At 53.3% G+C, this 12,336-nt stretch carries 6 protein-coding genes, 4 tRNA genes, 3 rRNA genes and 1 riboswitch; of the genes, 2 read left to right on the top strand and 11 right to left on the bottom strand.

The window, feature by feature from the left end:
• Nucleotides 1-12: 12 nt before the first annotated feature.
• Nucleotides 13-111, bottom strand: a complete 99-nt coding sequence (ilvL, locus tag FA92_RS23360; protein WP_072101316.1) for an ilv operon leader peptide — start codon at nt 109-111, stop codon at nt 13-15.
• Nucleotides 112-441: 330 nt separating this feature from the next.
• On the opposite strand from ilvL, the gene FA92_RS17070 reads away from it, so the two are divergent.
• Complete coding sequence (locus tag FA92_RS17070; protein WP_033784270.1) at nt 442-1,965, top strand: YifB family Mg chelatase-like AAA ATPase; 1,524 nt, start codon at nt 442-444, stop codon at nt 1,963-1,965.
• Nucleotides 1,966-1,990: 25 nt separating this feature from the next.
• Here FA92_RS17070 and FA92_RS17075 read toward each other — a convergent pair whose 3' ends face one another.
• Nucleotides 1,991-2,329, bottom strand: a complete 339-nt coding sequence (locus FA92_RS17075; protein WP_010253568.1) for a DUF413 domain-containing protein — start codon at nt 2,327-2,329, stop codon at nt 1,991-1,993.
• A gap of 120 nt (nt 2,330-2,449) precedes the next feature.
• Between FA92_RS17075 and hdfR the strand changes: the two genes are divergently transcribed.
• On the top strand, nt 2,450-3,283 hold the full coding sequence (gene hdfR / locus FA92_RS17080) for an HTH-type transcriptional regulator HdfR (RefSeq protein WP_010253571.1): 834 nt from the start codon (nt 2,450-2,452) through the stop codon (nt 3,281-3,283).
• Between the two features lie 119 nt (nt 3,284-3,402).
• On the opposite strand, the gene FA92_RS17085 is transcribed toward hdfR, so the two are convergent.
• The 9 genes from FA92_RS17085 to btuB form a co-directional block, all read right to left on the bottom strand.
• A tRNA-Trp gene (locus tag FA92_RS17085) sits at nt 3,403-3,478 on the bottom strand.
• A 7-nt stretch (nt 3,479-3,485) separates the two neighbouring features.
• Nucleotides 3,486-3,562, bottom strand: a tRNA-Asp gene (locus tag FA92_RS17090).
• 87 nt (nt 3,563-3,649) lie between these two features.
• Nucleotides 3,650-3,765, bottom strand: a 5S ribosomal RNA gene (gene rrf, locus FA92_RS17095).
• Between the two features lie 213 nt (nt 3,766-3,978).
• Nucleotides 3,979-6,887: ribosomal RNA gene (locus FA92_RS17100) — 23S ribosomal RNA — on the bottom strand.
• A gap of 207 nt (nt 6,888-7,094) precedes the next feature.
• Nucleotides 7,095-7,170: transfer RNA gene (locus tag FA92_RS17105), tRNA-Ala, on the bottom strand.
• Between the two features lie 141 nt (nt 7,171-7,311).
• A tRNA-Ile gene (locus FA92_RS17110) sits at nt 7,312-7,388 on the bottom strand.
• Nucleotides 7,389-7,462: 74 nt separating this feature from the next.
• Nucleotides 7,463-9,002: ribosomal RNA gene (locus FA92_RS17115) — 16S ribosomal RNA — on the bottom strand.
• The 16S, 23S and 5S rRNA genes sit together here with 4 tRNA genes alongside, the layout of an rRNA operon.
• Before the next feature lie 394 nt (nt 9,003-9,396).
• The gene (murI, locus tag FA92_RS17120; RefSeq protein WP_033784271.1) at nt 9,397-10,248 is read right to left on the bottom strand and encodes a glutamate racemase; all 852 of its coding nucleotides are present in this window, start codon (nt 10,246-10,248) and stop codon (nt 9,397-9,399) included.
• Nucleotides 10,193-12,073, bottom strand: coding sequence for a TonB-dependent vitamin B12 receptor BtuB (gene btuB, locus FA92_RS17125; RefSeq protein ID WP_033784272.1), 1,881 nt, complete (start codon nt 12,071-12,073; stop codon nt 10,193-10,195). Before btuB ends, murI begins: the two co-directional genes overlap by 56 nt.
• Before the next feature lie 69 nt (nt 12,074-12,142).
• Nucleotides 12,143-12,326: riboswitch (cobalamin riboswitch) on the bottom strand.
• Nucleotides 12,327-12,336: the final 10 nt, after the last annotated feature.

The following is a 12,336-nucleotide window of genomic DNA, read 5'->3' on the forward strand; positions in this document are numbered from 1 at the left end:
GAGGCTTGATTTTTAAGCCTTTCTTTCTCCAAGCGTTGCCCCGCACGGTAGGTTAATAACCACCACCACGCTAATCACGACCAGGCTAATCACTTGTAGAAGGGCTTTCATGTGTTGTTCAATTCTTTTTCGTGTTCGAAGTAATGCCTACAGAGTTATCATAGTCAGGGGGCATGACACAACTTTTTTTACAGATTTATTTTAGCTTGTTGCGCAGAATCAAGGCCTATCAATCTGTAATACAAGAAATAATTACATAATGATAATTATTCATCACTTCAGGGACGTAATAATATTTCGATGAATTTGCGTACTGTCGCGCAGCGTTTTAAAACGCCATGAAACAACTTTCGATGGGGTGTGCGATGTCCCGAACTGTGCTGATGCTGTGCTCGCTTTTCTTTGATGCAGTCACCAGACTGACGGCAACAAGGAGCGAGTATGTCATTGTCAAAAGTTCTGACCCGGGCAGCACTGGGGGTGGAAGCCCCGCTGGTGACCATTGAGGCACATATCAGTAACGGCCTGCCTGCCTTGACCCTGGTGGGTCTGCCGGAAACCACGGTCAAAGAAGCGCGTGAGCGGGTACGTAGCGCCATTATCAACAGCGGTTTCACCTTTCCGGCAAAGCGGGTCACCATCAATCTGGCTCCAGCGGACTTACCCAAAGAGGGCGGACGGTATGACTTACCTATGGCAATCGCCATTCTGGTCGCCTCTGAGCAGCTTCCTGCCGACAAGCTGATGCACTATGAGTTTCTGGGTGAACTGGCACTCGACGGCGCGCTGTGCGGTGTTCAGGGCGCGATTCCGGCAGCCATGGTAGCAATTCAGGCTGGACGACAGCTGGTTCTCTCTGCTGAAAATCAGGCGGATGCCGGACTTATCCGTCAGGGATCATCGCTGGTCGCCTCTAACCTCAGCGACGTATGCACTTTTCTGCGCAATGAACTCACGTTACCGACAGCGCAGTCTCCTGAGCATCAGGGCAATCCACCTGCTGACGACCTCGCAGATATTATTGGTCAGGAACAGGGACGCAGAGCGCTGGAGATCACGGCGGCTGGCGGGCATAACCTGTTACTGATTGGCCCGCCTGGCACCGGTAAAACCATGCTTGCCACCCGGCTGCCCGGCATCATGCCTTCTTTAACCGACCAGGAAGCACTGGAATGCGCGGCAATCGCCAGCCTGGTGAACAATAGCAGTACTCTGCACCGACAATGGCGTACCCGGCCTTTCAGGTCGCCTCACCATAGCGCATCTCTCTATGCTTTGATTGGTGGTGGATCGCTGCCACGCCCCGGCGAGATCTCACTGGCGCATAACGGCGTGCTATTTCTGGATGAGTTGCCGGAATTTGATCGCAAGGTGCTGGACTCTCTGCGCGAGCCATTAGAGTCGGGTGTCATCGCTATTTCGCGTGCCCGCGCAAAAGTCACCTATCCGGCAAGATTTCAGCTGATTGCTGCTATGAACCCAAGTCCAACCGGACATTATCAGGGACAGCATAACCGCACCTCACCTCAGCAGGTGCTGCGTTATCTCAGCAAGCTGTCTGGCCCTTTTCTCGATCGTTTTGATCTTTCGCTGGAGGTGCCGCTACTTCCTGGTGGAATGCTTAGTGGACAACGCCCTGTAGCAGAAACGTCTGGACAGGTTCGTCATCGGGTGGTCGCAGCGCGGGAGATTCAGCTGACCCGTGCAGGCAAAATTAATGCGCATTTAAACAATGCGGAGATAATGCGCTGGTGTCAGCCGGCTAAGGAGGATGCGGAGTGGCTGGAGTCAGTACTGGAGAAACTGGGTTTATCTGTACGGGCATGGCAGCGGATTTTGAAGGTGGCGCGTACCGTGGCCGATCTGGCGGGAGATGCGGAGATCAGCCGGCATCATCTGCAGGAGGCTGTCAGTTATCGCACAATTGATCGTTTAATGATTCATCTGCATAACAGCCTGCAATAAAAAAGGGGCTTTCGCCCCTTCTCTGTTAATCGTCGCTGTCGGTAAAGTCTTCGACGGTGTCCATCTGCGGTTTACCGCCGGACAGCGTATGAAAACGCTTAGGACGCTTAATGCGGGTCATATATTTAGACCATACACGTTCGGCTTCCGTTTGCGGCTCACGCACGCCACGACATACTTCAATAAACAGACGTTCTTCTTCTGTTGCAGGCTCACGCTTTGATAAATCCAGCTCATTAAAGGCGAAACCGTGGCGTTCAAGAAGCTGAGCTTCTTTAATAGTAAAGTCACCGTGGCGTGAGAAACCACGCGGGTAATGTTTGTTATCAAAGAAACGATTCTCTGTTGAGAAGCTTTCCGCCATGTTACACGCTCCTGATTTTCTAATGCCGTGCTGTTAATGGCGCGGAGTATTAGATAGGCTTGACAGAGTGTAAAACAAAACATTTAAATCTATACGACAAACATTTTTTGGGAGAACGCTGTGGATACGGAATTACTGAAAACTTTCCTGGAAGTGAGCAGAACACGCCATTTCGGGCGTGCTGCAGAAGCACTTTACCTTACGCAATCTGCTGTCAGTTTTCGCATCCGCCAGTTAGAGAATCAACTTGGCGTTAACCTTTTTACACGGCATCGCAATAACATACGTCTGACAGCGGCCGGAGAGCGCCTGCTTCCCTATGCTGAAAGCCTGATGAGCACCTGGATGATGGCAAAGAAGGAGGTTTCCCACACTCAGCAGCACCATGAGCTTTCGATCGGTGCCAGTGCATCGCTATGGGAGGCTTATCTGACGCCGTGGCTACAGACGCTGTATGAGAATCGTGAAAGCCTGCATTTAGAAGCGCGCGTGGCACAACGACACCTGCTGGTTAAGCAGCTCCATGAACGCCAGCTGGATCTGTTGATCACCACTGAAGCGCCTAAAATGGATGAGTTAACCAGTCAGCAGATTGGTCATATCTCGCTGGCGCTGTTCTGCGCCCGGCAGAGCGAGAAACGCGAAAAATATGATTACATTAAACTGGAATGGGGAGCAGATTTTCATCAGCATCAGAGCTACCTTTCCGGGGCGGATGATGTGCCAGTACTGACCACAACGTCGGCGCATGTTACCCGTGAACTGCTGCATACCACCGGCGCGTGCGCGTTCCTGCCTGACTTCTGGCAAAGCGTTTACAGTGAGTTGATGGTGATCCCGGATACGCCCGTCGCCGTTCGTCCGCTCTATGCTGTCTGGTTGCAGAACAGCGATCAGCAGGCGCATATCCGGCAGTTGCTTAAATTCCCGATTCTGGTCAGGCAAAACAGCTAAAGATCGGCAGGTAGAGAAGTAAGCAGGGAAGAGATGAGACCAGTTAGATTTAGCTGGTTCTTCTTTTTTGCCTTTCTGAAGGCAAAAAAAATCCTTTGCCGAAGCAAAGGATCGTTTTCTGGCAGGGGCGGAGGGACTCGAACCCCCAACACCCGGTTTTGGAGACCGGTGCTCTACCAATTGAACTACGCCCCTAATAGGGTGGCGGAACGGACGGGGCTCGAACCCGCGACCCCCTGCGTGACAGGCAGGTATTCTAACCAACTGAACTACCGCTCCACCGATTCTTTCACGCTTATCAGCAACCGGCTGATAACCGTCTGTTCCCGTTATTTTCCCTGTCAGAGGAAAAGGAACAAATTTGATGCCTGGCAGTTCCCTACTCTCGCATGGGGAGGCCCCACACTACCATCGGCGCTACGGCGTTTCACTTCTGAGTTCGGCATGGGGTCAGGTGGGACCACCGCGCTAAAGCCGCCAGGCAAATTCTTTGTGCTCTGTCCTGTGTCTTCTGTGCTGATGCTGCGTTGGCCGCCCTCGCGCTGCTCAGTCACATACGTCAGTATGCTCCTTCACATCGGTCGGTTGCCGCCTTGCCTCAGCGCAGAATCCTTCGGACTTCAGTCCGCAGGATACAACTATTATCCGGTAACAAAGCTGAAAATCGTGTCTCTCAAAAACGCCTCTGGCGTTGTAAGGTTAAGCCTCACGGGTCATTAGTACCGGTTAGCTCAACGCATCGCTGCGCTTACACACCCGGCCTATCAACGTCGTAGTCTTCAACGTCCCTTCAGGACCCTCAAGGGGTCAGGGAGAACTCATCTCGGGGCAAGTTTCGTGCTTAGATGCTTTCAGCACTTATCTTTTCCGCACTTAGCTACCGGGCAATGCCATTGGCATGACAACCCGAACACCAGTGGTGCGTTCACTCCGGTCCTCTCGTACTAGGAGCAACCCCCCTCAATTCTCCAGCGCCCACGGCAGATAGGGACCGAACTGTCTCACGACGTTCTAAACCCAGCTCGCGTACCACTTTAAACGGCGAACAGCCGTACCCTTGGGACCTACTTCAGCCCCAGGATGTGATGAGCCGACATCGAGGTGCCAAACACCGCCGTCGATATGAACTCTTGGGCGGTATCAGCCTGTTATCCCCGGAGTACCTTTTATCCGTTGAGCGATGGCCCTTCCATTCAGAACCACCGGATCACTATGACCTGCTTTCGCACCTGCTCGAGCCGTCACTCTCGCAGTCAAGCCAGCTTATGCCATTGCACTAACCTCACGATGTCCGACCGTGATTAGCTGACCTTCGTGCTCCTCCGTTACTCTTTAGGAGGAGACCGCCCCAGTCAAACTACCCACCAGACACTGTCCGCAGCCCGGGTAACGGGCCTACGTTAGAACATCAAACATTAAAGGGTGGTATTTCAAGGTTGGCTCCACGCAGACTGGCGTCCGCGCTTCAAAGCCTCCCACCTATCCTACACATCAAGGCTCAATGTTCAGTGTCAAGCTGTAGTAAAGGTTCACGGGGTCTTTCCGTCTTGCCGCGGGTACACTGCATCTTCACAGCGAGTTCAATTTCACTGAGTCTCGGGTGGAGACAGCCTGGCCATCATTACGCCATTCGTGCAGGTCGGAACTTACCCGACAAGGAATTTCGCTACCTTAGGACCGTTATAGTTACGGCCGCCGTTTACCGGGGCTTCGATCAAGAGCTTCTCCTTGCGGATAACCCCATCAATTAACCTTCCGGCACCGGGCAGGCGTCACACCGTATACGTCCACTTTCGTGTTTGCACAGTGCTGTGTTTTTAATAAACAGTTGCAGCCAGCTGGTATCTTCGACTGGCTTCGGCTCGGGGAGTAAATCCCTCCACCTACGCGCCAGCGTGCCTTCTCCCGAAGTTACGGCACCATTTTGCCTAGTTCCTTCACCCGAGTTCTCTCAAGCGCCTTGGTATTCTCTACCTGACCACCTGTGTCGGTTTGGGGTACGATTCTGTGTTACCTGATGCTTAGAGGCTTTTCCTGGAAGCAGGGCATTTATCACTTCAGCACCGTAGTGCCTCGTCGTCACGCCTCAGCGTTAATAAGGGACCGGATTTACCTGGACCCTCCGCCTACACGCTTAAACCGGGACAACCGTCGCCCGGCTGATATAGCCTTCTCCGTCCCCCCTTCGCAGTAACACCGAGTACAGGAATATTAACCTGTTTCCCATCGACTACGCCTTTCGGCCTCGCCTTAGGGGTCGACTCACCCTGCTCCGATTAACGTTGAACAGGAACCCTTGGTCTTCCGGCGAGCGGGCTTTTCACCCGCTTTATCGTTACTTATGTCAGCATTCGCACTTCTGATACCTCCAGCATGCCTCACAGCACACCTTCGACGGCTTACAGAACGCTCCCCTACCCAACAACGCCTAAGCGTCGCTGCCGCAGCTTCGGTGCATGGTTTAGCCCCGTTACATCTTCCGCGCAGGCCGACTCGACCAGTGAGCTATTACGCTTTCTTTAAATGATGGCTGCTTCTAAGCCAACATCCTGGCTGTCTGTGCCTTCCCACATCGTTTCCCACTTAACCATGACTTTGGGACCTTAGCTGGCGGTCTGGGTTGTTTCCCTCTTCACGACGGACGTTAGCACCCGCCGTGTGTCTCCCGTGATAACATTCCTCGGTATTCGCAGTTTGCATCGGGTTGGTAAGCCGGGATGGCCCCCTAGCCGAAACAGTGCTCTACCCCCGAGGATGAGTTCACGAGGCGCTACCTAAATAGCTTTCGGGGAGAACCAGCTATCTCCCGGTTTGATTGGCCTTTCACCCCCAGCCACAGGTCATCCGCTAATTTTTCAACATTAGTCGGTTCGGTCCTCCAGTTAGTGTTACCCAACCTTCAACCTGCCCATGGCTAGATCACCGGGTTTCGGGTCTATACCCTGCAACTTAACGCCCAGTTAAGACTCGGTTTCCCTGCGGCTCCCCTATACGGTTAACCTTGCTACAGAATATAAGTCGCTGACCCATTATACAAAAGGTACGCAGTCACCCCCATAAAGAAGGCTCCCACTGCTTGTACGTACACGGTTTCAGGTTCTGTTTCACTCCCCTCGCCGGGGTTCTTTTCGCCTTTCCCTCACGGTACTGGTTCACTATCGGTCAGTCAGGAGTATTTAGCCTTGGAGGATGGTCCCCCCATATTCAGACAGGATACCACGTGTCCCGCCTTACTCATCGAGCTCACAGCACGTGTGCTTTTGTGTACGGGAGTATCACCCTGTACCCTGCGACTTTCCAGACGCTTCCACTAACACACATGCTGATTCAGGCTCTGGGCTGCTCCCCGTTCGCTCGCCGCTACTGGGGGAATCTCGGTTGATTTCTTTTCCTCGGGGTACTTAGATGTTTCAGTTCCCCCGGTTCGCCTTGCAGCACTATGTATTCATGCTGCAATGATGCACAGAGTGCACCGGGTTTCCCCATTCGGACATCGACGGCTGTAGCGGTTCATATCACCTTACCGTCGCTTTACGCAGATTAGCACGTCCTTCATCGCCTCTGACTGCCTGGGCATCCACCGTGTACGCTTAGTCGCTTAACCTCACAACCCACAGGCGTTTTTCAACGCTGTAAGCTGCAAGCATTTGAGAGACTCGAACGTATCGTATTTTTCATTCTTATTACGGAGAATGAAAACGACACGTCGTTTCAATTTTCAGCTTGTTCCGGATTGTTAAAGAGCATAATACTTCGCAGCACACCGTTGCCGGTACGCTCTGAAGTATTCAGAAAAACAGTTAAAACGGTATGGTGGAGCTAAGCGGGATCGAACCGCTGACCTCCTGCGTGCAAGGCAGGCGCTCTCCCAGCTGAGCTATAGCCCCATACAGTTACTGCAGAGACCACTACTACCAGGAGTAACATTCTTCATGTAAAGAATGCGATTTTTTCTCAGGCAAGGCGTGTCGATGCGAAGCATAGTGAACTATGCGAGCCGTCGACACAACGCAGCATGAGGACAAATCTGGTAGGCCTGAGTGGACTTGAACCACCGACCTCACCCTTATCAGGGGTGCGCTCTAACCACCTGAGCTACAAGCCTGTAGAGGTTTTTTCTGCTCGTTACTTTTTATCAGACAATCTGTTGTGGACACTGCGCGGGAAGGTATCTTCAGGTAAGGAGGTGATCCAACCGCAGGTTCCCCTACGGTTACCTTGTTACGACTTCACCCCAGTCATGAATCACAAAGTGGTAAGCGCCCTCCCGAAGGTTAAGCTACCTACTTCTTTTGCAACCCACTCCCATGGTGTGACGGGCGGTGTGTACAAGGCCCGGGAACGTATTCACCGTGGCATTCTGATCCACGATTACTAGCGATTCCGACTTCACGGAGTCGAGTTGCAGACTCCGATCCGGACTACGACGCACTTTGTGAGGTCCGCTTGCTCTCGCGAGGTCGCTTCTCTTTGTATGCGCCATTGTAGCACGTGTGTAGCCCTACTCGTAAGGGCCATGATGACTTGACGTCATCCCCACCTTCCTCCGGTTTATCACCGGCAGTCTCCTTTGAGTTCCCGACCGAATCGCTGGCAACAAAGGATAAGGGTTGCGCTCGTTGCGGGACTTAACCCAACATTTCACAACACGAGCTGACGACAGCCATGCAGCACCTGTCTCACGGTTCCCGAAGGCACTAAGGCATCTCTGCCGAATTCCGTGGATGTCAAGAGTAGGTAAGGTTCTTCGCGTTGCATCGAATTAAACCACATGCTCCACCGCTTGTGCGGGCCCCCGTCAATTCATTTGAGTTTTAACCTTGCGGCCGTACTCCCCAGGCGGTCGACTTAACGCGTTAGCTCCGGAAGCCACTCCTCAAGGGAACAACCTCCAAGTCGACATCGTTTACGGCGTGGACTACCAGGGTATCTAATCCTGTTTGCTCCCCACGCTTTCGCACCTGAGCGTCAGTCTTTGTCCAGGGGGCCGCCTTCGCCACCGGTATTCCTCCAGATCTCTACGCATTTCACCGCTACACCTGGAATTCTACCCCCCTCTACAAGACTCAAGCCTGCCAGTTTCAAATGCAGTTCCCAGGTTAAGCCCGGGGATTTCACATCTGACTTAACAGACCGCCTGCGTGCGCTTTACGCCCAGTAATTCCGATTAACGCTTGCACCCTCCGTATTACCGCGGCTGCTGGCACGGAGTTAGCCGGTGCTTCTTCTGCGGGTAACGTCAATCGGTGCGGTTATTAACCGCATCGCCTTCCTCCCCGCTGAAAGTACTTTACAACCCGAAGGCCTTCTTCATACACGCGGCATGGCTGCATCAGGCTTGCGCCCATTGTGCAATATTCCCCACTGCTGCCTCCCGTAGGAGTCTGGACCGTGTCTCAGTTCCAGTGTGGCTGGTCATCCTCTCAGACCAGCTAGGGATCGTCGCCTAGGTGGGCCATTACCCCGCCTACTAGCTAATCCCATCTGGGTTCATCCGATAGTGAGAGGCCCGAAGGTCCCCCTCTTTGGTCTTGCGACGTTATGCGGTATTAGCCACCGTTTCCAGTGGTTATCCCCCTCTATCGGGCAGATCCCCAGACATTACTCACCCGTCCGCCACTCGTCACCCGAGAGCAAGCTCTCTGTGCTACCGTCCGACTTGCATGTGTTAGGCCTGCCGCCAGCGTTCAATCTGAGCCATGATCAAACTCTTCAATTTAAGTTTGATTTGCTTAAACAAGTTAAGCGGTGCTCATCTGTAAAACGTCATAATGAATTTCATTATGTGTTCACTCGTGAGACTTGATATTTTTTACGTCCGGAGACGCTGATATCAATCCTGCGAGTGCCCACACAGATTGTCTGATAAATTGTTAAAGAGCATGCCGCGATTTACTGCGGCGCGGGCTGCGTATATTACGCTTTCCGCATTGTCAGTCAAGCATTTATTTTCGCTTAACTCACTGGTTCGTATGATTTCGAACCTACTCAACCCGGCGCTTCGTAAGCCGTTGTGCCGTGTCAGTGGAGGCGCATTATAGGGAGTTCTCGGAGGCTGACAAGTGCTAATTTCAAATAAAATTCCGAGTGCTGATTTTTTCAGCTAAAAGCCGCTAAAGCGCCAGTTTTTCCAGCAATGGGAAGCCGTAACGCTGTAAAATGGGTGATAATTGAACCGCTTCACCATCCAACTCAGTACAGAATGCGACGTTCTGTTGCGATGAATGTATTTGAGGCGCTTCATGCTCCAGCAGCCAGACGGTACGTCGGGCGATTGCCGCACCGGAATCAATCAGACGCGTTCCTTCAGGCAACACCTGCTGCAGCTCTTCGCGCAGTAAAGGAAAATGCGTACAGCCTAAGACGACCGTGTCCGGTGGCTCAGCCATCCTCAGCCACGGCTGAACAATACGGCGCACTTCATCCAGTGCAACCTCCGCACCGTGGAGCTTCGCTTCGGCAAGTTCCACCAGCTCTGCCGATCCCAGCATCTCAATGTTGCAGGAACCGGCAAACTGCGACACCAGCTCATGGGTATAAGGACGGCGCACCGTAGCACGCGTTGCCAGTAATCCCACCACGCCATTACGCGTCAGGCGCGCGGCCGGTTTAATTGCCGGCACCACTCCCACCACAGGAAATGCAAAACGTTCACGTAAAGCGGGTAATGAAACTGTGCTGGCCGTATTACAGGCGATGATGACCAATGAGAGAGGGTAGCGCTGCGTAATAGCCTCAACGATAGCGACCACCCGCTCCACGATGAAGGTCTCGCTTTTCTCACCGTAGGGGAAGCCCGCATTATCGAAGGCATAGAGATAATGCAGGTCCGGCAGTAGCTGACGGACCTCGTCATAGACAGAAAGCCCACCGACGCCGGAATCAAACACCAGCACGGTAGGGCGCAAATCAGAAGTTGTAGCTGCCGCTGAGGTAATACTCTCGTCCTGGAGTCTGATAGCCATACACTGTCTCGTAATCTTTATCGAACAGGTTGGCAATTCTACCACGAACCGTGAGTTGTGAAGTGACCGGATATGAGACGGCGAGATCCCACAGGCTCACTCCCCCTAAGTTCACGCGTCGGCTGGGCGTGCTGTTAAAGTCGGTATCATAACGGTCGCCCAGATAATGGTAGGTGACGGACCAGTCAAACTCATACAGCGTCCAGTCGAGCTGATACTTCACCTGCTGCTTAGCCCGGCGAATGAGGGGCTGATCGGTGCTGCCATCCCGCGCATCAACATAATCATAAGAGAACTGATGCGTCAGCGGCCCGGTATCAAATCCGGCGGTGGCTTCAACGCCTTTAATACTCGCCTGCTCAACGTTGTAGTAGCGGAAGGTCTGCGGATCGCCTTCAATCAGATTATCAATGTCATTGCGATAGCCCGACACGCGCCAGTTCACCGGCCCGCTAAGGCCTTCAAAACCGCCTTCCCACTGCTTACTTTTTTCCGGGTCGAGGTCGCGATTACCATAAAACGGACTGTAAACCTGCGACAGATTCGGTGCTTTAAAAGCCGTGCCATAAGAGGCGAATGCGTGGTAACCAGAGATGAACTCCCATGACGCCGCCGTCTGCCAGGTGTTATGCCAGCCGAACTGATTGTTGTCGTCACCGCGTATCGCACCTTCAAGGGTGACGCTGCCAACCTGCTGCTGGCCGGTCAGGTAAAGGCCGGTGTTACGCTGCTCATAGCCCTCTGACAGATAGTTCGTGCCCGGCTCAGTCGTCTCTTTCTGCCAGTCAACACCGGCGCTGACGGCGCCCTGCCCCACCTGCACCGTGTTGCCCCACTGCAGGTTGTACTGGATGACATCATCAAAGGTGGATGCAGCGCCATAGCGGCCATTGCGCGGATCGTAGTTAATGTCTTTAGTATGGCCGTAACTGGCGATGAGCTGGGTAAAGTAAATGTCACGGTTGAAGCGTAACCCGGTGTCCCAGGTCTGGCTGTAGAGCTGACGGGTATCCGCCAGACCGATGATATTAGTGAAGCTGTCATCATAAGTGTATGACCCGTCGTAGGCGGTACGGTTATCAAACCCATAGCCGCGCACAAAACCGCTGAGTTCATCGCTGAACTGATGCTCAAGGTTGCCATACAGGGTTTTGCTCATGAAGCCGTCGCGATCGTGCTGCGCCGGACCATAGTCATTGGGATAGCCCGCCACCACGTCATACTCTTTGGTATAGGTGTAGTTGCCAGCCAGGGTCAGCTTTGTCGCATCACTCAGTTTCTGCTGGGTGGAGCCATCGTATATCTGATAACCATTGGACCCCATGCCCGCCGTCAGCGTGGTGCCCGGTTGCGATCGACCTGTAATGATATTCACCACGCCGCCAATCGCATCAGAACCGTAAACCGCAGACCGCGCGCCGCGAACATATTCGATGCGCTGCACCAGCGACAGAGGGATCTGGCTGAGGTCAGACGAACCGCTGATACCCGCCTGATTAAGCCGGATACCATCAATCAGGATCAGCACATGTCGGGACTCGGTTCCCCGGATAAACAGTGAACTTTGCTGCCCCAGTCCACCATTCTGTGCGACATCGACACCCGGCAGACGCCGCATCACATCCGTCAGGCTTTTGGCCTGCCAGCGATCAATCTCATCACGCGTGACAACGGTGGTCGGTGCCAGCACACCTGAAACGGGTTCAGCAAAACGGTTGGCGGTAACGATTTGCGTATCATCATTTCCCTGCGCAAAACCGTTTTGCGTCCAGAGGGAAATCGCCGTTGCGCTCAGCGCGAACAGCGATGCAGTTTTTTTAGTCATTTTTAATCGCATCCATAAGACGAAGCAGGATGCCGCGGGCCGACAATCAATAGAACGCGATGATTGAACGAGTAGCGACGTTACACCGGCAGGTCTTCGGGCTGGGAACCATAAGTGATGATGACTTCCCATCCCGCAGGACAGTGTCTGCACTTGCACACATCACGACATTCCTTACCGCTGCGCGTCAGCTCCAGATTCACACTGGATTCCCTGGTAACTCGGGCTTGAGGCCGGCGCTTGCAGTCTACGGAGTGGAGATA

It is taken from the genome of Pantoea sp. 9140, assembly GCF_000745295.1.
Taxonomy (GTDB): domain Bacteria; phylum Pseudomonadota; class Gammaproteobacteria; order Enterobacterales; family Enterobacteriaceae; genus Pantoea; species Pantoea vagans.

Coding starts and splice junctions, on each gene's coding strand:
- ilvL (WP_072101316.1), bottom strand. CDS start 111: ATGAAAGCCCTTCTACAAGTGATTAGCCTGGTCGTGATTAGCGTGGTG.
- FA92_RS17070 (WP_033784270.1), top strand. CDS start 442: ATGTCATTGTCAAAAGTTCTGACCCGGGCAGCACTGGGGGTGGAAGCC.
- FA92_RS17075 (WP_010253568.1), bottom strand. CDS start 2,329: ATGGCGGAAAGCTTCTCAACAGAGAATCGTTTCTTTGATAACAAACAT.
- murI (WP_033784271.1), bottom strand. CDS start 10,248: ATGGCTATCAGACTCCAGGACGAGAGTATTACCTCAGCGGCAGCTACA.
- btuB (WP_033784272.1), bottom strand. CDS start 12,073: ATGACTAAAAAAACTGCATCGCTGTTCGCGCTGAGCGCAACGGCGATT.